At 35.0% G+C, this 26,500-nt stretch carries 27 protein-coding genes, 3 tRNA genes and 1 other RNA gene; 4 read left to right on the top strand and 27 right to left on the bottom strand.

The window, feature by feature from the left end:
* The first annotated feature begins 2 nt into the window (after nt 1-2).
* Entirely contained in the window at nt 3-1,229 is a 1,227-nt protein-coding gene (locus ABMA72_RS09860; protein WP_392861256.1) for an esterase/lipase family protein, read from the top strand.
* Here the strand turns inward: ABMA72_RS09860 and ABMA72_RS09855 are convergent.
* The 15 genes from ABMA72_RS09855 to ABMA72_RS09785 form a co-directional block, all read right to left on the bottom strand.
* On the bottom strand, nt 1,218-1,811 hold the full coding sequence (locus tag ABMA72_RS09855) for an ATP/GTP-binding protein (protein ID WP_392861258.1): 594 nt from the start codon (nt 1,809-1,811) through the stop codon (nt 1,218-1,220). The genes ABMA72_RS09860 and ABMA72_RS09855 overlap by 12 nt on opposite strands.
* Before the next feature lie 10 nt (nt 1,812-1,821).
* Nucleotides 1,822-2,313: a hypothetical protein gene (locus ABMA72_RS09850; RefSeq protein WP_392861259.1), complete on the bottom strand. Its 492-nt coding sequence runs from the start codon at nt 2,311-2,313 to the stop codon at nt 1,822-1,824.
* 9 nt (nt 2,314-2,322) lie between these two features.
* On the bottom strand, nt 2,323-2,916 hold the full coding sequence (gene recR, locus ABMA72_RS09845; protein ID WP_392861261.1) for a recombination mediator RecR: 594 nt from the start codon (nt 2,914-2,916) through the stop codon (nt 2,323-2,325).
* A gap of 12 nt (nt 2,917-2,928) precedes the next feature.
* Nucleotides 2,929-3,243 (bottom strand): YbaB/EbfC family nucleoid-associated protein, encoded by a 315-nt coding sequence (locus tag ABMA72_RS09840; protein ID WP_392861262.1) that lies wholly within the window; start codon nt 3,241-3,243, stop codon nt 2,929-2,931.
* Between the two features lie 14 nt (nt 3,244-3,257).
* Nucleotides 3,258-5,075 (bottom strand): DNA polymerase III subunit gamma/tau, encoded by a 1,818-nt coding sequence (gene dnaX / locus ABMA72_RS09835; RefSeq protein WP_392861263.1) that lies wholly within the window; start codon nt 5,073-5,075, stop codon nt 3,258-3,260.
* A 70-nt stretch (nt 5,076-5,145) separates the two neighbouring features.
* Nucleotides 5,146-5,242, bottom strand: an RNA gene (gene ffs / locus ABMA72_RS09830) — signal recognition particle sRNA small type.
* A 43-nt stretch (nt 5,243-5,285) separates the two neighbouring features.
* Nucleotides 5,286-6,554, bottom strand: coding sequence for a hypothetical protein (locus ABMA72_RS09825; protein WP_393056991.1), 1,269 nt, complete (start codon nt 6,552-6,554; stop codon nt 5,286-5,288).
* 45 nt (nt 6,555-6,599) lie between these two features.
* Nucleotides 6,600-7,082: a nucleoside deaminase gene (locus ABMA72_RS09820; RefSeq protein WP_393056989.1), complete on the bottom strand. Its 483-nt coding sequence runs from the start codon at nt 7,080-7,082 to the stop codon at nt 6,600-6,602.
* The gene (locus ABMA72_RS09815) at nt 7,079-7,807 is read right to left on the bottom strand and encodes a PilZ domain-containing protein (RefSeq protein ID WP_392861267.1); all 729 of its coding nucleotides are present in this window, start codon (nt 7,805-7,807) and stop codon (nt 7,079-7,081) included. The genes ABMA72_RS09820 and ABMA72_RS09815 overlap by 4 nt, the downstream gene beginning before the upstream one ends.
* A gap of 23 nt (nt 7,808-7,830) precedes the next feature.
* The gene (locus ABMA72_RS09810) at nt 7,831-9,294 is read right to left on the bottom strand and encodes a hypothetical protein (protein WP_392861269.1); all 1,464 of its coding nucleotides are present in this window, start codon (nt 9,292-9,294) and stop codon (nt 7,831-7,833) included.
* Nucleotides 9,295-9,298: 4 nt separating this feature from the next.
* The gene (locus ABMA72_RS09805) at nt 9,299-9,904 is read right to left on the bottom strand and encodes a CsgG/HfaB family protein (protein ID WP_392861271.1); all 606 of its coding nucleotides are present in this window, start codon (nt 9,902-9,904) and stop codon (nt 9,299-9,301) included.
* A gap of 10 nt (nt 9,905-9,914) precedes the next feature.
* Entirely contained in the window at nt 9,915-10,760 is an 846-nt protein-coding gene (locus tag ABMA72_RS09800) for a hypothetical protein (protein ID WP_392861273.1), read from the bottom strand.
* A complete protein-coding gene (locus ABMA72_RS09795; RefSeq protein ID WP_393056987.1) occupies nt 10,750-11,328 on the bottom strand; it encodes a hypothetical protein in 579 nt (192 codons plus the stop codon). The genes ABMA72_RS09800 and ABMA72_RS09795 overlap by 11 nt, the downstream gene beginning before the upstream one ends.
* 82 nt (nt 11,329-11,410) lie before the next feature.
* Nucleotides 11,411-12,166, bottom strand: a complete 756-nt coding sequence (locus tag ABMA72_RS09790) for a ThiF family adenylyltransferase (RefSeq protein WP_392861275.1) — start codon at nt 12,164-12,166, stop codon at nt 11,411-11,413.
* Between the two features lie 30 nt (nt 12,167-12,196).
* Nucleotides 12,197-12,273 (bottom strand) — tRNA-Arg (locus ABMA72_RS09785).
* 134 nt (nt 12,274-12,407) lie between these two features.
* Between ABMA72_RS09785 and ABMA72_RS09780 the strand changes: the two genes are divergently transcribed.
* The 3 genes from ABMA72_RS09780 (at nt 12,408) to ABMA72_RS09770 (ending at nt 16,200) form a co-directional block, all read left to right on the top strand.
* On the top strand, nt 12,408-13,283 hold the full coding sequence (locus ABMA72_RS09780; RefSeq protein ID WP_392861277.1) for a phospholipase A: 876 nt from the start codon (nt 12,408-12,410) through the stop codon (nt 13,281-13,283).
* Nucleotides 13,283-14,566, top strand: a complete 1,284-nt coding sequence (locus ABMA72_RS09775; protein ID WP_392861279.1) for a MipA/OmpV family protein — start codon at nt 13,283-13,285, stop codon at nt 14,564-14,566. The genes ABMA72_RS09780 and ABMA72_RS09775 overlap by 1 nt, the downstream gene beginning before the upstream one ends.
* A gap of 137 nt (nt 14,567-14,703) precedes the next feature.
* Nucleotides 14,704-16,200 (top strand): bacteriohemerythrin, encoded by a 1,497-nt coding sequence (locus ABMA72_RS09770; protein WP_392861281.1) that lies wholly within the window; start codon nt 14,704-14,706, stop codon nt 16,198-16,200.
* Between the two features lie 6 nt (nt 16,201-16,206).
* Here ABMA72_RS09770 and ABMA72_RS09765 read toward each other — a convergent pair whose 3' ends face one another.
* The 12 genes from ABMA72_RS09765 to ABMA72_RS09710 form a co-directional block, all read right to left on the bottom strand.
* Nucleotides 16,207-17,187, bottom strand: coding sequence for an alpha/beta fold hydrolase (locus ABMA72_RS09765; protein ID WP_392861283.1), 981 nt, complete (start codon nt 17,185-17,187; stop codon nt 16,207-16,209).
* 99 nt (nt 17,188-17,286) lie between these two features.
* On the bottom strand, nt 17,287-17,850 hold the full coding sequence (locus ABMA72_RS09760) for an outer membrane beta-barrel protein (protein ID WP_392861285.1): 564 nt from the start codon (nt 17,848-17,850) through the stop codon (nt 17,287-17,289).
* 265 nt (nt 17,851-18,115) lie between these two features.
* Nucleotides 18,116-18,203: transfer RNA gene (locus ABMA72_RS09755), tRNA-Ser, on the bottom strand.
* A 14-nt stretch (nt 18,204-18,217) separates the two neighbouring features.
* Nucleotides 18,218-18,303 (bottom strand) — tRNA-Ser (locus tag ABMA72_RS09750).
* Nucleotides 18,304-18,362: 59 nt separating this feature from the next.
* Nucleotides 18,363-21,530, bottom strand: a complete 3,168-nt coding sequence (locus tag ABMA72_RS09745) for a hypothetical protein (RefSeq protein WP_393056985.1) — start codon at nt 21,528-21,530, stop codon at nt 18,363-18,365.
* Nucleotides 21,531-21,567: 37 nt separating this feature from the next.
* Nucleotides 21,568-22,551 carry a hypothetical protein gene (locus ABMA72_RS09740; protein WP_392861289.1) on the bottom strand — a complete coding sequence of 328 codons (984 nt, stop codon included), beginning with the start codon at nt 22,549-22,551 and terminating at the stop codon, nt 21,568-21,570.
* Nucleotides 22,541-23,269, bottom strand: a complete 729-nt coding sequence (locus ABMA72_RS09735; protein ID WP_392861291.1) for a hypothetical protein — start codon at nt 23,267-23,269, stop codon at nt 22,541-22,543. Before ABMA72_RS09735 ends, ABMA72_RS09740 begins: the two co-directional genes overlap by 11 nt.
* A 107-nt stretch (nt 23,270-23,376) precedes the next feature.
* The gene (locus ABMA72_RS09730; RefSeq protein ID WP_393056983.1) at nt 23,377-24,663 is read right to left on the bottom strand and encodes a hypothetical protein; all 1,287 of its coding nucleotides are present in this window, start codon (nt 24,661-24,663) and stop codon (nt 23,377-23,379) included.
* The gene (locus tag ABMA72_RS09725; protein WP_392861294.1) at nt 24,660-24,920 is read right to left on the bottom strand and encodes a hypothetical protein; all 261 of its coding nucleotides are present in this window, start codon (nt 24,918-24,920) and stop codon (nt 24,660-24,662) included. The genes ABMA72_RS09730 and ABMA72_RS09725 overlap by 4 nt, the downstream gene beginning before the upstream one ends.
* Nucleotides 24,913-25,323 carry a hypothetical protein gene (locus tag ABMA72_RS09720; protein WP_392990138.1) on the bottom strand — a complete coding sequence of 137 codons (411 nt, stop codon included), beginning with the start codon at nt 25,321-25,323 and terminating at the stop codon, nt 24,913-24,915. The genes ABMA72_RS09725 and ABMA72_RS09720 overlap by 8 nt, the downstream gene beginning before the upstream one ends.
* 25 nt (nt 25,324-25,348) lie before the next feature.
* A complete protein-coding gene (locus ABMA72_RS09715; RefSeq protein WP_393056981.1) occupies nt 25,349-26,173 on the bottom strand; it encodes a hypothetical protein in 825 nt (274 codons plus the stop codon).
* A gap of 26 nt (nt 26,174-26,199) precedes the next feature.
* Complete coding sequence (locus tag ABMA72_RS09710) at nt 26,200-26,499, bottom strand: hypothetical protein (protein ID WP_392861299.1); 300 nt, start codon at nt 26,497-26,499, stop codon at nt 26,200-26,202.
* Nucleotide 26,500 lies beyond the last annotated feature (1 nt).

Genomic DNA, 26,500 nt, shown 5'->3' with positions numbered 1-26,500 from the left:
CTATGAGAGATACTGATTTAATTTTAAATAAATATATTGAATCAAAAGTTTTAGATTTTAAGAATCGTGTTAATGCTTATAGCGCGAGAAAGAATTATTCTAAATCTTTTTTAAACTCTGCTAAAGAATTAACCAAGTCTGACTTAGTTGAAAGATTCAATTTAGTTAAGAATAACCTCTCACCAAATGATGCCATTAAACTGATGCGAAACCTTGTCACATCGAGTGCTTGGATCAGCTTTTCTTCAGCTCGCTATATACACTCTCTTACAAATTTTAAAAGCTTCGACAATAAATTCGACTTTGATAAGGTCAACTATCGATTCTTTAATGACCTCAAGGCCCGCAGACCTATTGACCTCCCAGATGATGAAATCTTTAAGATCATCTATAACGAAGTAGAGTACGCAAAGTACCATCCAAATTATATTTCTAATTTAGAAGAGCCTAAAACAGATATTACAATTGTTTTAATTCCAGGTGTTTTCAATGAGTTATTTTCAACACCTTCGTTTGAGCGCGCCTGCCAACATCTTAAATCAAACTATAATATTAAGTATTACACACCAGAAGTTAATGGCTTTGATAATTGCTTAAAGAATGCAAAGTCACTACGTGAACAAATTTCGAAATATGTAAGCGATCACCCTAATGAAAAGCTGTGGCTGATTGCCTTTTCTAAAGGCGGTCTGGACTCACTCCACTACCTAGCTGATTATAGTGAAGAACAAGACGCCATTGTTGGCCTTTCAACAATTGCTTCCCCAATTCTAGGCTCTAATTCATTCAATAAGAAATTTATTAAAACCCTAAATCTTATTCATAATTTTTCGGACTCAAAGCTTTATCAATTAATTGATGGCAAGAAAGACATCTTGGCAAAAGAAATGCAGAAGTCACTTTCTTCGACTTTTCGCAGGCCTTGGATGAGAAATAACCACGACAAACTTAACCAAAATCTTTTCTATACTTCGATAGGATTTTCATCAAAGTGGTATGAGAGTCATCTCTGGATGATTCTTATGAAGATGTTTATTAGAAGCAAGAAGGATAATGATGGAGTTGTTGATACTGAAAGTTCATTATTCCCATACTATTTTGAAAGGGGCATCAAGCTTGGTATTTTAGATGGCCATCACCTTATTGGAAGAAGATCTTCTTTCTACTGCCAAGAAGCTTTGATTGAGGCCCATATTCACTATCTAAAGTATAAAGGGCTACTCTTTTAAGCCGCCCTTTAAATTCATCAGTACTAATTTTGACATTGTTTTAAGAGTTTCAAATACACCAATACCCTTAACAGCTACTGCATCAAAGGCAGGCCTTTCATCGGCATTAAGTGTTTGATTCATATCCTCAACAGGTGTGACATTTGGAAGATCTCTCTTATTCCATTGGAATACAATTGGAATCTGATCAATATCGTAACCTTGTTCAGTAAGATTTGCTTCAAGGCTTTTAAGTGATTCGATATTGGCCTCCATTCTCTCAAGTTGAGAATCGGCAACAAAGATCACGCCATCAACTCCGCGTAAGATTAACTTGCGAGAAGATTCGTAAAAGACTTGTCCAGGAACTGTATATAAGTGAAAGCGAGTTTTAAAACCTCTAATCTCACCTAGATCAAGTGGTAAGAAATCAAAGAAGATTGTTCTTTCATTTTCTGAGTCGAGAGAAACCATCTCTCCCTTATTTCCACCAGCAGTTTTCTGATAAATATATTGGATATTCGTTGTCTTACCACCAAGACCTGGCCCGTAATAAACGATCTTACAATTAATTTCCTTCGTATTGTAATTTACAAAAGACATGTGGCCCCCGTTATCCTAAAACGCCTGCAAAGAGGTCATCGACTTCGTTATCACTTATATCATCGAATAGAAAGACCTCGTTTGGATCACTATCCCCTGATAAATGTGCTTCAATAAATTCTGGAAGCTTTGATTCAATACTTCTAATTCTTGCCTTTAGTTTTGCCGGATTATCCACATCAAAATAGATAAGACTTAGATAGATATCATCAAAGAATCCTGAGAGCTTTGTAATATAAATCCCTTTTGAAGAAGTTGCATAATTGAATCTAAACTCATCTTGCGTTTCTTCTGGGATAAATTGAGAAAGAACTGAACTTGCCTGCCATACACCTGCAATAAGGGCACCAGCAGTATCACTATCGAAATCAGTTTCAACACTTTTAAATGAATACAGTGGAATTCCGTCCTGACGACAAACAATTAAACCACTATTAACTAGAGAATCTAATCCACTATACTCTCTAAAAAACTCTTGAATAACGACTTCGATGTTATCCATAAACCTTCCTTACATTTTGGTTTTATTTTCTAATGCCTTAGATATTGTCATTGTATCTAAGTAGTCGAGATTCCCACCCATAGGAATCCCAAAGCCAATTCGATCGACGTTAACTTCATCTGAAAGAACTGATTTAATATAACTACAAGTCGCATCACCCTCAACAGATGGACCAATAGCTAAGATTACAGATTTAATACCGAGTTCATCAACACGCTTTTTAAGCTTATCAATATTCAACTCCGCTGGACCAACACCCAGAAGTGGATTTAGTACTCCACCTAGTACATGGTACAGTCCTCTGTATTGGCCACTTCTTTCAATGGCCATGTAATCAGTAATTGATTCAACAATACAAATCTCAGTTGATTCTTTACGATGAATATCACTACAAACAGCACAGATATCTTCATCAGCAAAGACACCGCATTGATTACATTTTTTTAATTCTGCTAATTCATTTAGAGCAACAGCAAAGTCTCCTAATTCTTCCTTAGTCCACTTTGCTAAGCTAAGAACATGTCTTAGCGCACTCTTTTCTCCAATGCCAGGCACTTTAGAAAATGAATCAACAAGATTATTAATTCTTTCAGGTAGTTTCATTAAGTTTTAGCCTTAGAAAAGTCCTGGAATATTTAGTCCACCAGTAACTTTGCTCATCGCATTTGAAACCATATCTTGAGATTCTTTAATTGCCTGATTTACTGCAGTTAAAACAAGATCTTCAAGAGTTTCAACATCAGTTGGATCTACTGCTTCAGGATCAATCTTGATAGCTTGAATTTCTTGCTTACCAGTAATTGTGATTTTAATAGCACCACCACCTGAAGAAACCTCTAGCTCACGCTTTTCAAGTTCTTTTTGAAGTGTGCTAATTTTTTGCTGCATTTGTTGTGCCTGTTTCATTAGGCCTTGCATTCCCTTTGCCATTTTATTCTCCAATTTTATTCATCTTCATTTAAGATAATTTTATCAACCTTAGAGTTAAATATTGAACTGGCCAATTGAAGCATTTCATCACCTTCAATTTCCTTTCTTTGATTTTGTTTTTCAATATTTTCATTCTCTATATTAATTTCAAATTTCGATTTAAAATCTGTTTCTTCTGCTTTCTTTTTTTCGACTAGCTCGATTGATAGATCAATCTCTTGCACTTGAAAATATTTTCTAAGATGCTCTCTTACCTTCTCAAGTGTTTCCTGATTATTCATATGATCAAAGAAAACTTTTGCACCAGTAGGATAACCGATAAGAAGGGATACCTTGTCTAGTTGAACAACTAGATCACCAATTAAATTCCCTTGCTCCATATTTGCACCCATAACAGGTGAAGTCTTTGCTAAGAACTGAAGAAAACCATCCCAAGACTTAGGGCCCTCAATAACAACTTCTTCCTCAGTGGATTCCGCTTTAATTGACTCAACATCTTGTGTTTCTCCATCAGAATCTTCACTAGATTCTTTTGGTGGTTCTATAGGATCATCAAAAATAATTTTATGAGGCTTTACGGCCTCTTCTTGTATTGGCTCTTCAGCAACAGGACTAGGAGTAACTTCTAATTCTGGTTGTGCTTGTATTTGAGGTTGCGGTTGAACTTCTTCAGTCGTTACTTCTTCAGTCTTGGCCACAACTTGGGCCTCAGGCTTTCCCGCACTATCCTCCACCTGAGTGTCTGCAATTATCTGATGTCTTAATGCTACCTTTCTCATTGCTAAGAGTGTTGCATCCGTCGGAATAATTGACTCAAGCGTCCACGTAAAATCCTTAGCGAGTGTTTCATATACCCAGTAAAGTTCTGCACGTGTTGTACGATCAAATATATCACCGTCCACTTTTGAAAGAACTCTCGACTTATCGTTGAAATCTTTTGCAATAACAATTGAAAATAGATTTTCAAGTAAAGACTTTACAATATTTTGTAGAGAGATATTTTGTGAAATGAGAGCACTAAAAGTATTAGTCAGCTCTTCAATATTTTCAGAAAGAGTTGAATCAATTAATGTTTTAATTGAGCTAAGCTTTGCGATCCCAAGGGCCTGAGCAAAGATATCCTCTGTAATTTCTTGTCCAAAAGAAAAACTTAAAACCTGATCAAATAAAGAAAGCGTATCTCTAAAAGATCCATTACCAAGCTTAGCTAGAGTTTCAATTAACTCTGAGTTAGCAAAAGTAATATCTTCAAGCTGTGCAATGTGAATAATATGAGACTTAAGCTCTTCAACTGTTGCATTAACAAAGTCGAAACGCTGACATCTCGAAAGAACTGTTCCAAGTAGTTTTTCCGGCTCAGTTGTCGCCATTAAAAATACGGCATGCTCTGGAGGTTCTTCTAATGTTTTTAAAAGGGCATTGAAAGCACTATTAGAAAGCATGTGAACTTCATCAATAATATAAACTTTATACTTACCACTAGATGGTAGATAAGAAATATTACTAATTAGCTCTCTTACATCATCAACACTATTATTAGATGCACCATCGATTTCAACGACATTCATTGAAGCCGCAGAATCAAAGTCCTGACATGCACTACATTCACCACATGGGTTTTGATTCTCATCACGAGTTTCACATCTTAGTGCTTTTGCAAAAATTCTAGCTATCGTTGTCTTACCAATCCCACGTGTGCCAGAAAAGATATAGGCATGACCTAGTCGGTCTTCTCTCAGTGAGTTAACTAAAGTTTTAACGATATGTTCTTGCCCAACAAAATCTTGAAATTTTGCAGGACGATATTTTCTGGCCAAGACCTGATATGACATTAAGCACCATCACTTTATATGATTTTAAAATTTTACTTGTTAACTATAGGAAAAATTATAGGTATTGGAAAGGGGCAGCCGATACAAACACAATGCAACAAAAGTTACCGTTGCTTCGTTCCCGACCTGGCGGAGTTAGCTCCGCTACATTTGTCTGACCGGCTACCGAACATGAATATAATATTTATCTTAGTATGATGTCAATGAAAGCTAGTATTTAATGATAATCGTCTCACCTTTGAGACACACCGAGTCGGAATTGATGAACTTCATCACAAATTTCAAAACGAATTTTGTTGCTGTCATACCTGCAACTCGTGCTCGGTTAACTTTAATTCTCACTTCACGCTGCTCTGGATGAACATCGAGTTTTCCAGCGGCCTTAAATTTGAAAGTGAATAGAGACTTTAGCTTGGCCGTCATATTAAAGTGGCCATCAGCAACAGTAATTTTTAGATCACGAATACGATTCTTATCTGACTCTTTCTTATCTTCACTAATCTTTTGAATACTAAAATCAGATCTTCTAAGGCATCCTTCATAAATTGAAACAGCATCCACTTCCTTATCAGACGGATCTATTTTTACACAACGTGCCTCAATCTTAGTGAAAGTAAATTCACCTTTTTTAGTTTGGGCCTCTAGTTGATTAGCAATCAGACCAAGGTGCTGTTTTTCAAAATAAACTTGTCCGTCAAAAACATTAAATGGCATCCCTTCTCTAAGTAACTTAATCTCTTTTCCTGCAATTCGAGACTCTTCTAAACAACCAGCGAAGATTAGATCAAGATTAAAAGCACTTAAATTTGGGTCTTTATAACAATCAATATTAATATTCTTAAAGTTAATCGAACTATTGAGAAGGTTACCAGAAGCGCTTTGAGCATCGATGATTATTGAATCTTCTTTAAAGGCAACTTCCTTTCCACGAATATTTACATTAGATTGACTCGCACCACTTTGTTTAATTTCTACAATTGCGAATTCTTTGCCCTCAAGTGGCTTAATGTGCATATCCTTCAAACAAATTTCATCTAAGTTAAATGTAAACTCATCACTTTGACATTTAATATCAACATCTTTGATATCAAAAAGAAATTGTTCTGCGCCAATACTAAGTTGTGGCCCATTTGCAAAAAAACCAGTCTCTGCAAATTCGATTTTAGCTTCTTTTGCATAAATCATATTAAGTAGATCAATTTCAGTGAACTGTGGAAGATGAGTTGTAAGATTTAAATTATCTTTTTGAAAATTAATACGATTATTAAATAAGAAAGTATTAACAAGAAATAATTCACCATTCTCAGTTAAATCAAACTCAACGGCATCGTATTTTATATACACATCTCTGGCATGGGCAACGCCACCAAGAAAGTCACTTCCTAATTCTCTATTTAAGCTGATGGAATCAACTTCAAAAAACATAGAATTGGCCATACAAGATAATGCGAATGTTGCCGATAAGATAAATTTAAACATGTATTTATGTTCGATAAATATCGTCAGAATGTAAACACTAGAGATTTAACTTTGACGCTTTCGATAAGTTTTTCGACGCAATTTGAAGAAATCTGATAATACTTTCGAGCACTTAAAGTGCTCAACGCCACCAATGATAGAAAATTTATGATTGAAGCGCTTATCTTTTTGAAAACTATAACCAAGTGAAACTGATCCCGCCTTCTGATCATAGGCACCAAAGACAACATTTTTAAAACGTGCCTGCAAAATTGCATATAAGCACATTGGACAAGGCTCAAGCGTAATATAGATTGTGCAATTAAGAAGTCGCCAATCCCCAAGTTTTTCACTCGCTTCTCTGATAGCGAGAATTTCGGCATGGGCCGTCGTATCTTTTTGATGTTCTTTTAAATTATGAGCACGAGCTATCACGTTATCATTTTCGTCAACAATGATTGCTCCAACAGGAACCTCTCCCGCCTTAAAAGCAAGCTCCGCTTCTTTAAGGGCCAGGTTCATATTCCAAATGTGTGATTTAATACTCATGATTTAAATTTTTTATCTTTTTTGGCCTTACGCTCAAAATTCCAATACTTTTCTAATTCACCATAACGACGACGAGAAGTTTCATCAGTGTTGTGAAATCTTACACCGTATGTAAAAGGTCGTCCTATCGAATGCTGTCTTTTAGATACCACTTCAACACTCAGGCGTCCATCAATGCTTGCAGTTAGAGGCTCAATTTCTAGCTTTTGACCAATCTTCAAATCATCGAACAAAGTAAGGCCACCAGCCTTACGACGTAGATCAACTAATCTTCCCTCCACTCCATCAAGACCTTCCGAGTAAACACACGTCTTTAAGTCGTTGCGGTACCTAAAGTCATATTCCCACCAACTTATGACAGGATAGAAAACAGGTGTATACAAAGAGAAACAAAGGACACCAAGTAACATGAGAGACATTGTGTAGAGAAAAAATAATGAGAAGTCATTATAGTAATACAAGGACCTCAAGATATAAAAAATAACAAAGAGTGCAACGACGACACTTAAAGTCCAAAAAGAATAGTGAACATTTTTTTGCATTCGATAATAGAGTCGATAAAGGATTACGGAAAAGATAATTCCAAAAAGTGCGATAAAGTTAAATTGAAACTTAAAGAACTCATAACCCTTGGCCAAGAAGAACAAGAACATATGTAGCGAAAACAATGCTTGAACTTTATTGAAGTCACTCTTAATTGATAGTTTACTGATACTGATTAACATTATTCTATTTTATCAAAATAGGATTATTTGATAATTAGTGGAACTATTTGCTTAGCGCCCTCTTCACGAGTAAATTTATATTTTTTATCATCTATTGTTAACTCATACTCACCAGGCTTAAGGTTAACCGGATAAAGATGGATATGGTCATAAATACCATACCAAGATCGTAGGTCAGCTAATTCTGATTCTTGAATTGCTCGGTTTCCAGCAGCGTAAGCAGCACTTGCAGAGAGATAAGCAATCAGGCTGCCATTATTGTAGAGACTACGATAAGTCTGATAGGCAGAAGTTAAAAGAGCAATATGCTTAGCCGCAAGCCTTGCCCCTACTTTTGCTTCTAAAAGTGAGACATCATTTTTTAAAGAACTACTTAAGACTTCAGAAGTATTGGTCATAAGTACAGAGGAACCGCTTTCTTGCTCCTCTCCTTTAGCATTTTTAATTATGATCTTTTTAGGAGTCGATACTGTCGTTGAATCAATTTTTGGTAACTCAAAGTAAATCTTTGGTTCAGCACCTCTGGTAAGAGCGAGCATTTTCAAAGAGAATGTTACAAAATCATCCATCCCCTCGTCATTTGAAATATAAACTCCCACAGGAAGGCCCAGTGGAAAGTCGTAGACTTTGGCCGTTTTCTTAATGACGTGGCCATTTAAAATAATGATATATGTATTGAATGATTTTCTATTATTAAAGAAATCGTATGTGCTCTTATAAGTCTCAGTTTCTGTTATATACTTTGAAAGCTCACCCTGACTCATTAAGTGGAGTTTTTTATAATCTTCTTGATATTTTTTATGTGATGAATTGTAACTAGGATATAGTCCCATTTGCTGAATAAGATCTCTTTTTCCTATTTTTTTAAAATTATTAACAATCGAACGATCCTTGGCCCTACCATAAGTATCATGAACGACAATTCCCATCAGATCAATAAAGGTTGATCCCTTATAGATTGCACGTCCTCTATTTTGGGCCTTAAAGTTTTCGATATAAGCACTCCAATCTCTTAGAGTTGATACCATTGCCTGTTGATGAAATCTCTTTTGCTTATCCGAAGTAACTTCTTTGCTCTTCATATAGTGAGCAAGAATTTCATAAAATCGTATATTGGCCTGTTCAAATTGATTTGGATAATAGATGTCAGTTGCCTCTCCAATAAAAAGGGACTCTACTTTATTGGAGATACTAATCTTATACAATTCATTTGCGATCTCTTTAGCATTGTTAAGATACAAAAGAGCATTGTCATAGTCTTTTAAATTAAAATAAGCAATACCGAGTTCAGCTTGCTTTAGGAAGCGATCTTCCTCTCGCTTATAGACTTCACCTTTATTAATTTTTTCAACAACACTTTTGTAGTCGTTACTTTTATATAAAGATGAAATGAGGTCACCTTCATCCCTTACTTTCCTGGCTGCACATGAGACAAGAATGATAAGGAATGAATGTGTTAAAATCTTTTTTAAATTAGTAATATTCAACTAATTACCAACCTACTTTCGATTTTTCAGAATACTTATTTACACGTGTTCTTGTTCTCATAACTTCGACACCTCTAGAAATGTCCGTCATGCGAATATTCATTGTGTATTCTTTTAATGTTTTTCCACTTCTTGAACGTGGCTGCATTCTTACATTACCAAAGATCATTATATCTGCACCTGCAGCATTTCCAATTTTCTTTGCTTCAGCAGGACTAACCATCCCATCGTTTTGATATTGAATTTCTTTTAACAGGGCCTCACGAGCAGAAGCATCGATTAAAATATATTCTCCAGACTCACTTAATTGAGTTAAGAATTCATCAGAAATATCATCTGACGGAAAATATGGCTCGGCCGTTTGATTACTAAATTCAGCAACAAATACTTTTGGGCGTCTACCTAACTTAAGTAGATAATTTTTAAATCCTTTATGTTGTTTCATTTTTTGAATCACTGTTTCAACTGAATTTTCAGTATCACGCGTAACCCATGCATCAGTAATTTCTAATGACTTCTCATCTGATGTGTCACCCGAAACACGCTCAGCTTGAAATCCCCCACATGAAACTAATGTAAAAAGCACAGTAAGAGCTAAAATCTTTTTCATATATCCTCCATTAAATTTTTAAATCAACAAAAATATCAGGTAAATCATCCATCAACTCATCAACAACTTCTTCAATGATGGCCTTTTCTGAACGACCTGTTTGTGTATACCTTTTTGTAATATTCAATTTCTTCTTATTAAAATTAATCTCCAACGTCTTTTTTACAAAACCATCAACGTTTAAAAACTCGTCGATTAATGCAATTGCAATATTTAAGCGTTCCTCACTCTTTCCTGAAAATACATTATTCTTATTAAGCTCACTTATTAACAGCTTATCAACGATTTCAAACTTAGGTTGTGAATAAACGTGTAATGTAATTTCCTTTTTAGAACGTGCTTCATACTTTTTAACTTTAGACTTATAATTATCTGCCAAAGTCATCATATATAGCTCTAACTTTTTAATAACACTATTATTGGCCCTAATTTTAGAAAGAACTAAATTATAACCAGTCTTATATAAGTCTTCATTTTCTTTCTTTAATCCAGAAATATCACTTTTCAATTTAGTCATGAACTTTTTGGTATTAAGCCCCATTAAGACACAGTAGTATGATTCCTCATCAACAAATGACTCAATCATTTCAACGCCAAATAAGTTTTCAGAAACTTCTTCGCTGACAAAATCAGAATACTCGCCTTCATCTAATTTACCATTAGAGCTTTCAATCGAAATAAATTTTGCTTTTACTTTAACCTGAAAGTTCTTGGCTATTTCTACTCGTGCATCCTCAGTCGCCTCTTTCTCACTTAGGCTACAAGTCTTTGCACATAGAAAATCCTTAGGACATGATTTTATTTGTCCAAACGAATAAAGACTCAAAAGTGAAATAAGTAGGATCTTAATCTTCAAATTTTTGTCTCAGCTCTTCTTTGTGTGAATCTTTAGCAACAGCAATTGCTTTTTCTTGTGCATATCGAATTGCTCTTTGTAGAGTGTCTTCTTTAATACCTACTAACGAATAGCAAGTGTAGTATGGATCACCAATAAGCTTTTCATCTTTCATTTTTTGTCTTTTTTCCCAGTACTGTTCTTTTACACGAACCCCAGAAACTTTTGTTCTAATTGATTGAGTTAGAGTTTCTGAAAATGTTTTAATTTCTTGTGAGTCCTCATCAAGATTCGTTACTTCAGTGTAATCATTTGCAATCTCCTGAGAGATTTCAGAAGCAATAACTGCAGTTGATCTGGCCGTAGCAGACTTAACACAAAGTCTTCTATTTCTGTTTTCAGATTGTGATAGGAAGTAGTGATAGTCTTTATCACCCTTGTAGTTATCAACGCTTTCTAACCAATCAGGCTCAATTTTATTTGAAGCATTTAAGATTTTATAATCAATTTCAAACTCTCTTGCCTTCTTTCCAGAAGCACAAGAAATCAACGCAATTGATATTAGAAAAAATGAGAAAAACTTTGTCATGATATCTCCTAAAAAAATAATCTTAGCGGACTTTTCCAAGTCAACTAATTTTACTTTACGTTGAGATATAATCAATGAAAAATTATTTTAATAATTCCTTAACAGCAACATGACTTAGCAAGAAGCCTACTGTTCCTGTCATGTATGTAGCAGTACCTAGCCCACCATCACAATCTAGCTTAAGTGCTTTCGAAGTATTATCAATTTCGCACTTTTTAATCTTCTTTGATGGCTCAGGGGAATAGACACATTGAACCTTGGCCTTTGAACGGCCAAGAGGGTAAAGGTGCTTCTTTTTAAGCTCTTGTCTCACCTTACGATAAAGCATATCTTGTTTCGTCTTAGATAATTCTGCAACAGTGATCATTGTAGGATCAACTTTTCCACCAATTGCTCCAGAACTTACAATTTTAACTTCACGCTTATAACACTCATTAATTAATATCGCCTTCTCACGGGGCGCATCAATAGTATCGATGATAATCGAAGGCTGCTCAGCAAATATCTTATCCATATTCTTTTCATTAAAAAAACAATAATGACAGACAACTTCACAGTCAGGATTAATTGTCGCGATCCTCTCTTTAAGAGCATCGGCCTTCATCTTTCCATAATTTCCATCGTGAGCATGTAGTTGGCGATTAGTATTTGAAACACAAATATCATCGAGATCAACTAAAGTGATTTTATTAACTCCGAGACGAGCAATCGATTCAACACACCAAGTTCCAACACCACCAAGGCCAATAATCATAAAATGTGAATCTTTAATTACAGTGAAAGCCTCAGCTCCAAGAAGGGCCGCTATTCCATTAAATCTTTGTTCGTGATTTGACATAGGCTTGTAAAAACAGGTGCTTAAGAAACATGGCGCACTCGGCAGGAGTCGAACCTGCGACCTTCTGATCCGTAGTCAGACACTCTATCCAGCTGAGCTACGAGTGCGCATGTAGGAGTTATTTATAGCCCCTAACTGCTCATATTGTCAATGCGTTCTTGCATTCAAGGAAATATTTGTCAGAGGGCCCTAAAAAATTGGACAATAGGCTCAATTTATTAATTATTTACCAGTTTAATACATGAACAAATTTTTACTTATATTACTGACTCTTCCCCTGCTAACTCTTGCCAGTGAAAGTAGTGAGCTACAAAAATCCCTCGATCAAAGAATCAAAGAGGATAATCATTCAAACAGTACCTCTTCCCTGGTTACTGCACATAGGCCTAATTATATTTTGCCAATTACCTATATGCACGATCCTAATGAAGCACCCTACCCTTCAGACGATGAGCTTAAGAATATCGAAACTAAATTTCAGCTTAGTTTCAAGTTCACAGTTTTGTCTCATATCTTTGGGTCTAAGACTGACTTGAATTTTGCCTATACTCAAAAGTCATTATGGCAACTTTACAATAAGAAAAACTCGGCGGCATTTAGAGATACCAATTACGAGCCGGAGTTATTTATCTCTTTTGAGCCGTTTAATGAAGACTGGCGTATTTTTAAAAACTATTACCATTTTGGATTTGTTCACCAGTCAAATGGTCGTGACTTACCCTTGTCACGTAGCTGGAATAGAGTCTTTGCAACGACATTCTTCGAGTGGCAAAAAACATTATTCATGCTCAAGGTTTGGTATCGTATAAGTGAAGAAGCTAAGGATGGCCCGACTGATTATACGGGAGATGACAATCCCGACATTACTGACTATCTTGGCTATTTTGAACTAACAGGTATCCATAAAATCAACGGGCATACACTTTCTTGGATGCTAAGAAATAATTTAAAGAAAGATAACAAGGGTGCTCTTGAAGTTAATTGGTCTTTTCCTTTGCCGGAAACACGTTTAAAAGGTTATCTTCAAGTTTTCACTGGCTATGGTGAAACGATGATTGATTACGATTATAATATGACTCGAGTAGGACTCGGTGTCGCATTTACAGATTGGTTATAATGAAAAAAATATTAGCGACAATTTTACTCTCTACACTTACTTTTGCCAGTAACTATAAACCAGAATACTGGGGTATTGGATTTGGTTATCGTAATGCAGATATTCCATTCAAAGTAAAAGATAAGAAAGTTTCTGATATTATTCCTCTCTTCTTTTATAAGCGTGGAGACTTCCAGCTCGATGGCCTATCGGCACACTTCACTTTTTATAGACCAATCAAAAAATTAAATATCAACCTTATGTCAAAGTATCGCTTCTTTGATATTCCTAAAGATACGCAAAACACAGTTCGTGGAGCTGGCTTCGACTATGGTTTTGAAGCACAATACATCCACTCGAAAATGTGGAGAACGAGTGCGCAAATTCTTGCTGATCATTCAACAAGAAGCTATTTCACACTAAGGACTGAAGCTGACCTTGTGTGGAAAAAGGTTTTCTTTCGCCCTTATGCCTATGCAACTTTTAGAAGTGCAGAGTTTAATAACAAGTATTATGGCCTAGATGTATCAACACCTGGCCCAGGCTATGAAGTTGGTGCCGGAGTCAAGGCTGCCATAAGAGTACATAAAGATTTTAATATCCTGACTCATGTAAAAGTAAGTGCCTTGGATAATGAAACGGCAGACGCTCCTACAATTCGCAACCAGGTAAATACAGAGACGTTCTTAGGTATTGGCTTCATGGATCCACACCTAATCCATATGAATGGACACGAGATTACAAAGCGTACAAAACTTAAGTCGAAAACTTTTATTAGGGCAGCCTATGCGATGGCCACACCATCAAACTTGAGTGATATCCTCTCTTTTCACACAGCAACTGATAAGTATAAGAATGACATGGTTTCTTTTGCTTATGGTATTCCAATGGCCGATCAATTCCTAGGAGCTGATATTCCAGTCTATCTACTGCCTCAATATGTTGGACATCTTAAAAGTGACGTCCAAGAAAGAAGTAATGAGTTTGCACTGGCCGTTAAGATCTTTATTCCATTTCACTGGCCTATTCAGTGGAGACTTGGTCTTGCTGAAGGCATTTCTTATGCCGACCAAATCACTTATATCGAAGAATTTGATATTTCTGGAAAAGGATATCGCAGTAGTAAGTTCATGAATTACTTAGACTTTTCTATCGATTTTAGCTTAGAAAAGGCAGGACTTAAGCACACGTGGCTGGGACTTATGATCCACCACCGCTCAGCTATTTTTGAATCGTCTTCAATGTTTGGTCGAATCAAAGGTGGAAGTAATTATATAGGAGCCTATATTCAACAGGATCTATAGAATCCCCGAAGGTTTCAATTAAAAAAATTGAAAAACTCAATGATTTCAATAATCTCTATAGTGGAAAAATCTTCTTTCCTGACCTTTGTCATGAAAATTCCGCTCTAGAAACATGATATTCATCCGATAATGGGTGCATGAAAAATTTAAGCTATATATTCACTCCATTATTTTTATCGACCACTATCACAGGGCTTTGCATCTACTACAGTCAGATAAGTCTTACTCAAGGACTTGCTTTCTTTAGCGCACTAATTCCTGTTACATTTTTTGCTGTAAAGGAGAGAAGAAGCCATCGAGTTAATCTTCAATCTTTTGTACAAAAACTAGATTACCTTCAACGAAATATTGTTGGAACAAACGCTCAGTTTTTTGAATCTTGTGAACAACTCGATGAAAGCACCGAAGAGCAAGCAAGTGCTGTTATTCAAACAAGTGCCACGAGTGATGAAATTAGTGCCATGATTACTAAGACTACTGGATCGATTGACTCATTTGAAGCAAATATTAAAGAGATCAACGGGCTTATTAGTAGAAGTGACCACTCATTAGCAAAACTTGAAAAGAATATCCAATCGAGCTTAACAACAAGTCGTGATATCACTGAATCACTAAGTGATATTGTTGTTAACCTTAATGGTTTCTTATCGACATTTACTGATGTTGAATCCAAAGCAATGCTTATTAACGACATTGTTTTCCAAACGAAGCTTCTTTCTTTCAACGCTTCAGTTGAAGCAGCTCGTGCCGGAGAGCATGGAAAGGGATTCTCAGTTGTCGCTGAAGAAATTGGGAAACTAGCATCAACAAGTGGAGAGAGTGCAGAGGCCATCAATGCCACACTTCATGAAGCACAATTAAAACTAAATACTCTTATATCGAATATTCAAGAAAATAGTAAGAATCTAAACGAGAGACTAGACCACACTGCTGAGTCTTGTGATAGTACTCTTCAAGAATTTAGACATAGCTTTAATCAGACTAATGATGAAACAGTTAAGATGAACGAGCAGATTCAAGAAGTAACAGTTGCTGCCAAGGAACAAGAAAATGGTGTCATTGAGCTACGTGATGCAATTCATGCTATTAACAATTCCACGCAAAGAAGTACCCTAGTTGTTTCTCAAACGCTTAATCTAGCAAATACAATTAGTCAGTACCTAAGTGAGCTTTCTGGATCAATCAATCATACAAAAGAATCTCAGAATATTAGAATTAACGAAAATATTGAATTAATCCCATGGGAAGATAAGTACAATATTGGTATTTCAAAAGTAGATGGTGAACACCAAGAACTACTTCGTAAAATTAATGCTCTTATCAATGCAATGAATGTTGGAAAAGGAATGAAAGAGTCTTTCCAAGCACTAAAAGAATATACAGTGTTTCATTTTGATGAAGAAGAAGAGTATATGTTAAGCATTAACTATCCTTCTTATGAGTCACATAAGAGAGTTCACGAAAAGCTTTTATCTGCAGTTGCACGCTTTGAACAACAACTTCATAACGGAACACTTGAAAAAGATAAGCTAGCGAGCTTTTTAAAGAACTGGTTATTTACGCATATTATGGGAATTGACACTAAGTATGCAGATCATGCAAAGAAGCAGCGAACAACTAAGTTCGCTGCCTAATTGGAGTTAAAACTCAGGATAAAATACTTTTGCAAATCTTGAGTAATTTTCAAATTGAGGCATATGCCCTAAACCATCTAATTCAATTAGCTTAAGTTTAGGGTTTTTCTTTTTTAAGTCCTTACCTAAATTCTGATATTGACCTAACTTTCTTTTTACACCCTTTTTCTTCCAGCCACGTCCTGGTCCTGTTCGATCCCGAGTCCCTAAAATTAAAACTGTCTTGGCCTTAATCTTTGGGATCTTAACGACAATATTATCGTTAAAAATTGGGCCATAAGTTAAGGCCGCATTCCAAGCAACATCTTCGTAATCTGGGCCATTTAACCAGCCTTTAAAAGGCGTCAGAAGCTCCTCATATGAATCGGCCCATGCGCCATCATAGTAATTCTTTCTTTGATAATTTCTGGCACCATCAACCGTTTTGTTTTTTTCAATATTATAGAAAAACTCCGGATCTTTATATTCAGCATAGTCCAAGTACGCTTCTAGGCCAATTGGATTAACAAGTACGACTTTTTTAATGTCTCGGTACATGGCCCCCATATTAACAGCAAGCATTCCCCCCATTGAGTGACCGACAACAGTATACTTTTTAACGCCAATTGACTTCAAGAGATCGTGGGTATTCTTAGCTAGCTGAGGAAAACTATAACTATAATTTTTTGGCTTAGAACTTTTACCAAAGCCAATTTGGTCAGGAATAATAACTCGGTAACCTTTTTTCACAAGATCATTGGCCACTCGTTCCCAATAAAACCCTGCAAAGTTTTTACCGTGAAGAAGAACAGCTACCTTATGTTTTGATTGACCAATATCCATATAACGCATTTTTAACTTCTGTCTTTGTGAAGAAAGCTCATATGTTTTTACAGGAAAGGGATATTTAAATTGGGATAATTCAGCATCAAAGCTTAATTTACTTTCAGTACTTGTTGCACATGAAACGAGAAAGAGCGCTAGAAGTAGCGTTGTGATAATTTTCATTTTACATCCTTTGTTAGCATGTAAAATTTTAAAAATGACTAGTGCGGATGTAAACCCATCTAACAAAGAGTTAACAAATCAAATGTTTAAGTCGGATACTTAGATGCGAATTCCAAAGCCTAAAGATGACTGATACTCATGTTCATCATCAGTGAAGATAACATTCATTCCAGCATTTAACGTGAATACATTCATAAGATTAATTGCAAGACCTGTTCCCGCATATGGATTGACGTATGTAGCGGGCTCAACTGTAGTTGTTACCCCTGCTTCAGTTCTTTCATACTTACTATCACGTGCATGTGCTCCGGCCCTTAAATACCAATTTAGAGCTCGGCCAAGGTTAAATGAACTTCTAAGCCCAAGCATATAATTTGTTGAATCATCGCTAATATCAACACCAGTATCAAATGACTCGTCTTCCTTTGCCTGTGTCACCTCTGCCTCAAGTGATAAGTACTTTGGGCCATAGTTTGCTCTTAGGCCGTAAAAGAGACGACTAGACGTATGTGGAGTTGGAAGTATCTTTTGTACACGCTCATACCCTACGACAGGCTCAATTTCTAAATTACCGCTCTTAAAGCCACCAAAACTTCGGCCTTGAGCAAAAGTTGAAAGAGAAATAATAATTGTAAGTGCAGCTAGTAGTAGTTGAGTTTTCATAAAACTATTATCGCATGTCTATAGGGGCAATGTATTTGAGGGGTAAATATGGCCTAAGGTGAAATTTAGGTACAAAAAAAGACCGCATTTGCGATCTGACATTTAATTGGGAATTTTAAAATGGCGGAGACTGACCTGCGGCACGTGCGTGAGCACAGTGACGTTGAGTCTGCTTAATATGCATAAGAAAAAAACAAGCGTTAGCGCCAGTTTTTTTGTGATCAATTTGATGTTGGATTTAATAAAAGAATTATTTGATTCAAAATGGCGGAGAAGGCGAGATTTGAACTCGCGGTACCCGGAGGTACGACACCTTAGCAAGGTGCTGGATTCGGCCACTCTCCCACTTCTCCACTAAGAAAAAAAGTGGCGGAGGACACAGGATTCGAACCTGCGGAGCTCGCGCTCAACGGTTTTCAAAACCGCCGCTTTCGACCACTCAGCCAATCCTCCGCAAAATACAAATATTTTGCATTCGTGAGATATATTATTAAGATTCTTACACACATTTGTCAACGCTTTAATGCATTTATTAATGCAAGAATATTTTGACGGTCTCTTGCGGCTGGGCTGAGCGTCAAATATCTTTGAAATTTATCAATGGCAAGGTTAGGTTGACCAAGCTCTTTATACAGAAATCCCATCATCTTATTTAAGTCTGGATCGTTCGGATTAAGCCTGTTAGCGCGCTGAAAGAACTGTAGTGATGGTACAAACTCTCTTGTTTGAAACGTTAGTTTTCCCATTGAGAAAATAGCATCAAAATAGTTTTTATTAATCTGTATTGCCTTAGATAAATTCTTTTTGGCCTCTTGGACTTTTTTGCCTATTAAATAAATTTCCCCTAGCATATAGTATCCAAACTCTGAATTTGGATGCTTTTCAATTTCAACGAGGGCCGCTTTTTCAGCATCTCTGAATTTTCTTTGGCTAAAAAGAATCTTAGAACGATAGTAATTAATCCTAGGGTAAGTAGGTAATCTCTTTTCTAAGATGTCTATATGCTGATTAGCAAGGCCGAAGTTATTCATATGAATATAAGTGATGATTAGCTTTTCTCTTACGAGAAGATTTCCTGGCTCGTATACAAGAAGTTTAATCGCGTTCTCTATTAACTCTTTATAATTTCTTTCAATCTCAGAAACTTCAACTAAGTAAGAGTATAGTGCACCGTCTTTTTTATTCAGACGATCCAGAACCTCTTTCATCTCACGATAGGCTTCGTAGTTCTGATCACGATAGTAGAAGACTGCAATTTGCCCATAAAGCTTAGGGTTATCTCTGTGCTCTAGGAGTTCTTGTCGAAGGTAACCAATAGCAGTTGTCACACCATCTGTTTCGTAAAGGACCTTACTGTTTAAGATTTTATAATCAATATTGGAAGGGTTTAACCCCATCGCCTCATTTAGAAAAATCTTTGTTTGTTTAAACTTTTTATTTTTAAAAGCAATCTTGGCCATTTCAAATTGAGCAATATCACTAAGAGGATTTACTCTTGCAGCGGCCTTAAATTTATCGAAGGCCATCTTATCATTTGCAATTAAATTATAATAAAGCCCTAAGAGCATATGAAATTCAAAAGTCTCTCTAAACTTCTCACTTGTCGATAAAGCCGATAGTAAACGCTTGGCCTCATCTTTCTTGTAAGACATAATATTAGCTTTAATAAGAGCATAATTAATTCGTGGATTAACTGGGTGAAGTGCACGAAGCTTAGTTAGTGTTGTTATCGCAAAATCAAAATACCCTCTTTTGACTTGTAGCTCTGCTAAGTAAAGTTTTGCATCAATACTCGTCTCATCCAACGAAACAGCTCTTAAGGCCAATTCAAAGGCCCTATCCCAATTTAAAAGCGCAACTTCGTCTTTTGATTGCCTAATAAGAACTTTAATCTTACTTGTTGAAATAACTTTTTGAGTGAGATCACTTCCCGCTACATCTAAAGTTGCAAGAGTATCTCTTAGAGATTCATCATCATAGATCTTAAGTGATTGTTGGAATAACTTTGTCGCACCTTGAATGTCCTTATTATAGGCTTTAACAAAACCCATAAATTTTAAACCTTGGGCAAAGTTGTATGGTGATCCACCACCGTATTTTGCAATTAAGATCGAGGCAATCTTATTTAGTTCGCCCATTTTTTCTAATTCTAAGAGGAGGTCTCCATATATAATTAAGAATCGGTAATCACTTTGAAATTTTGTCTTATTCTCAGTTATAAGCTTAAGGGCCTCTGTACTATTCTCATTTAAGAGTAAGTAGTTAACCATTGCATCAATCGATTCAACTGTTCTTAGCTTTGCTTTAAATAGCTTGTCATAAACAATCTTGGCCTTATCGAGCTCACCTGCTTTTAAAAGATAATTCAAGTAAATTGAAAACATCTTAATGGAAGGCTTATTCGATTTTAAATAATTATATCTCTCGATAGCAAAAATCGCCGTTTCATACTTTTGAAAATAGGCATAGAATTGAGCGGCACCAATAACGACATCAATATCTGAGAGAAGCTTAGACTCTTCAATTCTAATAAGCTTAGACAGAACCTGACCTGCTTCAAATTTATTTTGTGTATCAATTAGTAAATCACTATAAGCGTGGATTAATTTGCTAATTGCAGGGTTTCCTGAAAACTTATAGCGAAGCGAGAGATTAAATTTGTTGGCCGCACTAATACGATTTACAAAGCCTTCTTGTTTAAACAAGGCCATACCTTCTTTATAGGCTAATTGTGCTTTTTGAGGTTGAGCAACTTCAGTTGCAACAGGAAATGAGATCTTTGGAACAACGACTGTTTCAATATCTTTCTTCTCTTCTGGCAATAGGAAGATGATTGTCACCACAAGAAATAATACAACAACGAGGTTTCTTTTCTTATTACTAGTAACTTCTTTCTTTTCGACTTTCTTTTGAACAACTTTTTTCTTCGGCTTCTTTTTAAGTCTACGCTCTTCCTGCATAATCTGAAGTTCAATATCACTATAATCTTCAGTCTTTGTTGGAAGCTCTTCTTTCTTTAATTCTGCAAGATTAAACATCTGAGTTGCAGCATCAGCATCCACAACTTCCTCAGGTTCCGGTTCTGGCTCTTTATCTTTCCCCTCACCTTCTTCACCTTCAGAATCTTCGTCATCGCTATCAAGATCAAACTCTTCTCTAAAATTATTTACAACGACAGTTTTAGCTACATCCTCGTCATCTTCTTGATTAGGACTTTGCTTTTTCAAACTAGAAACATTAACGAGAACTGTTTTATCAATTGGAGGAGGGCCTTCTTCTTCGACCTCATCCTTTGCTTCATCTTCTAATTCTTTCTTGGCCTTAAACTTCTCTTCGATCTCCTGATAGTCAATATCGATATCTTTGTCCTTAGAGAACTTAAATTCATTAAAGGCCGTCTTATCTTCACCAATTAGCGTGTGATGCTTTTGCTCACTATCTGTTTGAGCATATTTTACTTCTTTTTCTGTTTTTTCTTTAACAGGCGCTGGTTCTTCTATTTTAGAAAAGAGCTCACTTAGTTCTGGAATTGCATTTACAGGGGCCCAATCCCCAGTTGGAAACTTTTGAAATAGACATGAGTCATCGATTGCATCTTTATGACCCAACTCGATTAATTCTGAAAATACAAAGGGGCCCAAAACCTTATTCGATTTGGTTTTGACACGAAACTTTATCATGTCTTCATTATCCTAAGTATTTGAATTTAAATCAAATCTAGGCTGTGCGTGGATTATTTTTCACAATACCAAATATATTCTGTCTGTATGCTAGTGAAATAATCAAGAATATCGTCGAAAGTAATTGTAAATTCGTTAGATAATCCATGTGTAAATAAACAATATGTCCTATTAAAAATAAGTAGGCCACATGTACAATCCCCATTAGTTTTGAAACAAGCGGAGAATAATCAACCTTAATAGCAAATATTAATAAGTAGATGACTAAGAATAATTGATAAAAACTATCAATACCAAATGTTGGAAGATAGATAACTGCACTAGTCAAACATATCGACATAAGTTGAATGGCCTGATAACGAGTATCCACTTTTATAAACGAGAATATCACCTGCACACATAGGAATAGAAGGTAGAAATAAGGACTTAACTCTATATTCAAACTGATAAATCTTTCTAAGACAGATAAGCAGAAAATATATTGTAGGATTGATAGATATGGGCGCTTCTTTTCCTTAGGCATTAATAATGCTGTCGTAACAACAATTAAGATCTCATAAAAGAAATTCCCTAACTCAACACCTTGGAACTCTTTCACAAAGAAATAAACTACTGCGATGACAATCCAAGCGAGGATATAAAATAGGCTATGCTCACTCTTTTTGTCCGTATCAAAAAAACATAGTGCCCCTAAAAGCAGTACAATATCCGTAACACCAGTAAAATTCCAAATATTAAAAAGTGAAAACCATAAAAGTGTAAAACCTTTAAATAAAGATCTTAAGTCACCCTTACTATTAAAAAAGAAAAATGAAAAAGTAACTGCTGTTACAGCAAAATAACTTCTCTCTGTTGAAGAGAAAACAAAATCTTTAAATAGAAAATAAAACACACCTAAGAAAATAACTGAAAGAATCGATGTGCGTTGCTTTTCATTAATCCCAGAATATTTCTCTAAAATAGAGTTTAAAAAATATGTAACAGGATAGAATAATAATAGTGAATAAAAACTAGCTTGCATGGTTTAACTCCATACTCTTGTTACAGAAATCGACAAATATTGTAAGTAGAACCATCAAAGGTATCAGCTTTGCTAGACCTGAAACAAATGAAATCGATAAGATTATCGTCAGCATTGAAATATTAGCTGTCATAATAAATTGCATACGCTCCTTAGAACCTTTAATGAACTCAGATAATCCAAGTAAACTAAGGGACGTAAGTAATAGTGGTAATGTATGAACTTGAGTAAGTAGCAATAGAGATAGAGCAAGAATATTAATCGAATTAGTAACTCTTGATCTAAAATGAAGTCCTATTAAAAGAAGAACAATAAAAGGAACTATGATAATTGCGGAACTTGAAACATATTCTGCGTAATTGATAAGTGTTAGATATTTCAAAATGATAAGAGATAGTAAGACACTATCTTCTTTAGAAAAGAAAATGAATAATAAAGATGAAACGACTAGTGAATAGAAAAGATAGTAGAATTGATCTTTGAAGATTAATAGTCCTATTAAATTCACAAATAAATAAGCTAGAAATTTAAAATTATGTAATTTTGCAATCGAAAGTAGTGACATCGCTGCAAGGACAAAAGTTGCTAAGTTTGTAGCACCAAAGATAGCAAAAGCAAGAGGTGCCATTAATGACAAGCTTAGTGAATCAGACTTTCTTAAAAGATATAAGGTAAATAAGGCACCAACTGCTGGTAAGAAGCCAAATTCTATTCCCAAAGTTAATCCTGAGAATCCTGTTGCATACATAGTGCCACTAAATACAAAGCATAAAATAGCCGAAATAAGTATAGAAGCTATAAGAATAAGATGCTCTTTATTATAACTCATTTCATTACCACCTGGATAATTAGTACGAGAAAATACGATGCCATAAGAATCATACTTAATGCTCGTACACTTCGATAAGATAGAGCAAATACGCCAATATGTGATCGACTCATACTTATCTGAGAACTTGCTGTATCTTTAGATGCAAAAATTTCATCAAGAAATGCAAATCGTTTCATATTTCCTAAGTTAACTTTAGTCCCAATCATTGTTGTAAGTTCGGTTAACTTGATAGCAAGCCCAAAAACTAAAAGATTTAAAGTAAAATAAGAACCTACTGCATAGTAAATAGGGCCTCTGTTGATATCACCAATAAAGCCTTGGAAATAAATTAGCCCAAAAGAAATTAAGCTAATTGTGATTAAACAATAGAGAAATTCGAACCACTGAAGCTCTTGGCGATTCTTTAGTGTAGATTCAGTATTTAGTAGAAATACTATCGTCGCAACAAAGAAGGTTAAGACGAGAATCCCCGTATTTTCAATTGTAAAGGCCAAAGTAAATAGGCCCAATAACCAAACCTGATCAAATAATTCATATGAAAAGTACTTTTTTAGTACTTGTATCTCTTGCGCTAAAATATTCTTTGTAGCGATCAAGGACTTCCCTACATAAAAGAAAACTAGAATCGACATCAATAGCGACTCTAAATTCAATAAGACTGCAATAATTGAAGTTAGTAAGAATACTGCCTTAAAGATACTGGCCTTACTAATGACAGCTAAGAAAAGTAGAATCGATAAAGAGATAAGGAATATATTAAGAGTCGGTGAAATATGCTGGATATTTGATAATAACAAAAATGACATAATCACGCCGTCCGTAATAGCAAAGTCATCATCATTTGAATGTAAAAAGCTTAAAAATAAATATGCAGAAAATAGGTACTTGAATGAAGCAGACTTATCAACAAGTGTAAGAAAACAAATTATAGCTATTTTTAAGATTGCTAAAGATCGAAACTTAAAGTCCACCCTTGAGAAATTAAACAAGCTACATGTACTAAAACCTATAATCTTTAAATTAATATCAATTGGTAGAAGTAAGATACCAAATGGTAAAACTTCAAAAACCTTACGCTTAGACTGATCAATTACTAAGTAAGAAAAAACAAAAGGTATAATGGTATTAAAGAAATCAAATTCAACACCAGCAAAGTAATAAGTAAAATTTAAAAGTATAGGAAAAATGCTAATAAAGGCCTTAGCATAATTATTTAATCGACTACTAAAATGAAGGCCAATTAATGCTAGGATGAATAATGAGATATTAATATAAATCATTTTAAACCCTGCCTTACTTTAAACTCTTTGAAGATAGCATTGATAATAAGAAAGATAGGAGCTGAATAAATGAAAATCATGACTCCATCACCTAAACTAATAGACTCTTGTACCCTTAGATCAATTAACAGAAGAAAAATTGCTATGATTGTAAAAAGAGAGAAAAGTTTTTTTGTAAATCTCTTAGTGAAGAGATAAACACCAATATTAATAACAAATAGAGTTGATAATAGTGTAAATGGATCGATATTATGCATTCTTATCTCCATCTAAATTCACAATTGATAAAAATGCTATAAATACTAGCAGTACACTAAATTTTAATAATATTGTCCAATCAACATGTGTATCAACATTAAAGTTGTTAATTGAACCAATTAATCCACCGCTACTCTTAAGGTGATAGATATTAACTGAGAATACACCCAGTACGATTGTCGTAAATAGGAAGTAAGGCAGATACTCAAAACGCTTAAACCTTACTTCAGAAGTTGGAAAACAATATTCAACAACACTTAGAATTAGAATAAGCAGAGATAAGAAAATAAATAAGAAGTACAGTAGCACAGTTGATGATACACCTAGAAAATTTAAGAGAAGCATTGTTAGTGATACTGGATATAGAATCATCGTATATCTCTTCTTAGAAAATGCTGCCAACAAGAAAAATATAATGATTAAGATATTAAAATACATTGAATACCTTTGTAATACATAAAATCATAATAACGACTAAACTAAAGACGGCCCTACTGCGAGCGCTACTAAGTATAGTCGAATAGTCTTTGAGTGGTTGAAACTTTAAGTAAGTGTTACTCAAGATAATTAAAATTGTTTGATAAATTAAAACAAAAAGCGTTATGACAAAATAGTATAAAGCTACCGATTCAAACTTACTTTTAAACAGCAGTGACCAATCAGTATTAGTAAAAGTTAAATTAATAAAGAAGAGAGCAATAAAACTTTGGTATAAAAGCCTTACATATGAGCACTGTATACTAATATATTTCTTATCAGAGTAAATAGAACCAGCCTTTATAACTTCAATCTCAGTCGTATAAAAAAGAGCTAAGATCGGAAAAGCGAAAAATAATTTTATTAGGAAGCTATTAGACTGAATCAATGAGTAAATAATTAAAAGAGTACTCAGGACAATAAGCTGGCATATAACAATTTGAGTCTTTTCAATAATCTCAGAACGAATAAGAGAGAGTCTAAATCTAAAAATACCAACGAATACAGTGACCGCAACCATTAGAGCATAGAATGGTAAGATATATCTAATCTCATTTGTGAGTAAGAAAAACGCAGATAATGTCTGTCCAAAGATGGCCAAAAACAAGATCACGATAAAAGAGTTAAAACTTAAAGCATCAACACTTTCAACACTGTGAGAAGCTGCTAAATATTTCTTCAGGCTCAAAGTTGGTAAGATTTCTTTTGAGTTAAGAAGAGAACCCATTAATTGAATAACGATTAGCCAAAGCGGCAAAGCAATAATTAGTTCCAAGAACTATCCTCTTTAATTTTAGATAATTACAAAATAAGTAGTATTAAAATTGTAGCAAGACCAATCAATATTGAATACGCTTCTTTGTAAAAATCTAGCGTTTGGGCACCAAGAATGACAACAGTAATCATGGCAATAACCTGAAATACAATAAGAAGCTTAAATGTCGTCTTAAATGAAGTTAAGTTTGATTTGGCCAGATGAGACTCACGATTAAGTTTCTTGAAAGGAGCCTGGGCCATTTTAGGTTTGAAAAATAAGGGGTAGCCTAAGACTACCCCAAGAATAATAAAGAAAATTAAAGATGTTAGTAGTACTAATTCCATA

It is taken from the genome of Halobacteriovorax sp. CON-3 (assembly GCF_043196995.1).
Classification (GTDB): domain Bacteria; phylum Bdellovibrionota; class Bacteriovoracia; order Bacteriovoracales; family Bacteriovoracaceae; genus Halobacteriovorax_A.
This window is presented reverse-complemented; position numbering and strand designations above follow the sequence as displayed.

Excerpts from the sequence above, each read along its gene's own strand:
- ABMA72_RS09740 (WP_392861289.1), bottom strand. The coding sequence starts at position 22,551 with ATGCAAGCTAGTTTTTATTCACTATTATTATTCTATCCTGTTACATAT.
- ABMA72_RS09805 (WP_392861271.1), bottom strand. The coding sequence starts at position 9,904 with ATGAAAAAGATTTTAGCTCTTACTGTGCTTTTTACATTAGTTTCATGT.
- ABMA72_RS09770 (WP_392861281.1), top strand. The coding sequence starts at position 14,704 with ATGAAAAATTTAAGCTATATATTCACTCCATTATTTTTATCGACCACT.
- ABMA72_RS09725 (WP_392861294.1), bottom strand. The coding sequence starts at position 24,920 with ATGCATAATATCGATCCATTTACACTATTATCAACTCTATTTGTTATT.
- ABMA72_RS09745 (WP_393056985.1), bottom strand. The coding sequence starts at position 21,530 with ATGATAAAGTTTCGTGTCAAAACCAAATCGAATAAGGTTTTGGGCCCC.
- ABMA72_RS09815 (WP_392861267.1), bottom strand. The coding sequence starts at position 7,807 with ATGTTAATCAGTATCAGTAAACTATCAATTAAGAGTGACTTCAATAAA.
- ABMA72_RS09855 (WP_392861258.1), bottom strand. The coding sequence starts at position 1,811 with ATGTCTTTTGTAAATTACAATACGAAGGAAATTAATTGTAAGATCGTT.
- ABMA72_RS09860 (WP_392861256.1), top strand. The coding sequence starts at position 3 with ATGAGAGATACTGATTTAATTTTAAATAAATATATTGAATCAAAAGTT.
- ABMA72_RS09775 (WP_392861279.1), top strand. The coding sequence starts at position 13,283 with ATGAAAAAAATATTAGCGACAATTTTACTCTCTACACTTACTTTTGCC.
- ABMA72_RS09780 (WP_392861277.1), top strand. The coding sequence starts at position 12,408 with ATGAACAAATTTTTACTTATATTACTGACTCTTCCCCTGCTAACTCTT.
- ABMA72_RS09795 (WP_393056987.1), bottom strand. The coding sequence starts at position 11,328 with ATGACAAAGTTTTTCTCATTTTTTCTAATATCAATTGCGTTGATTTCT.
- dnaX (WP_392861263.1), bottom strand. The coding sequence starts at position 5,075 with ATGTCATATCAGGTCTTGGCCAGAAAATATCGTCCTGCAAAATTTCAA.
- ABMA72_RS09710 (WP_392861299.1), bottom strand. The coding sequence starts at position 26,499 with ATGGAATTAGTACTACTAACATCTTTAATTTTCTTTATTATTCTTGGG.
- ABMA72_RS09840 (WP_392861262.1), bottom strand. The coding sequence starts at position 3,243 with ATGGCAAAGGGAATGCAAGGCCTAATGAAACAGGCACAACAAATGCAG.
- ABMA72_RS09790 (WP_392861275.1), bottom strand. The coding sequence starts at position 12,166 with ATGTCAAATCACGAACAAAGATTTAATGGAATAGCGGCCCTTCTTGGA.
- ABMA72_RS09825 (WP_393056991.1), bottom strand. The coding sequence starts at position 6,554 with ATGTTTAAATTTATCTTATCGGCAACATTCGCATTATCTTGTATGGCC.
- ABMA72_RS09850 (WP_392861259.1), bottom strand. The coding sequence starts at position 2,313 with ATGGATAACATCGAAGTCGTTATTCAAGAGTTTTTTAGAGAGTATAGT.
- ABMA72_RS09730 (WP_393056983.1), bottom strand. The coding sequence starts at position 24,663 with ATGATTTATATTAATATCTCATTATTCATCCTAGCATTAATTGGCCTT.
- ABMA72_RS09765 (WP_392861283.1), bottom strand. The coding sequence starts at position 17,187 with ATGAAAATTATCACAACGCTACTTCTAGCGCTCTTTCTCGTTTCATGT.
- ABMA72_RS09760 (WP_392861285.1), bottom strand. The coding sequence starts at position 17,850 with ATGAAAACTCAACTACTACTAGCTGCACTTACAATTATTATTTCTCTT.
- ABMA72_RS09820 (WP_393056989.1), bottom strand. The coding sequence starts at position 7,082 with ATGAGTATTAAATCACACATTTGGAATATGAACCTGGCCCTTAAAGAA.
- recR (WP_392861261.1), bottom strand. The coding sequence starts at position 2,916 with ATGAAACTACCTGAAAGAATTAATAATCTTGTTGATTCATTTTCTAAA.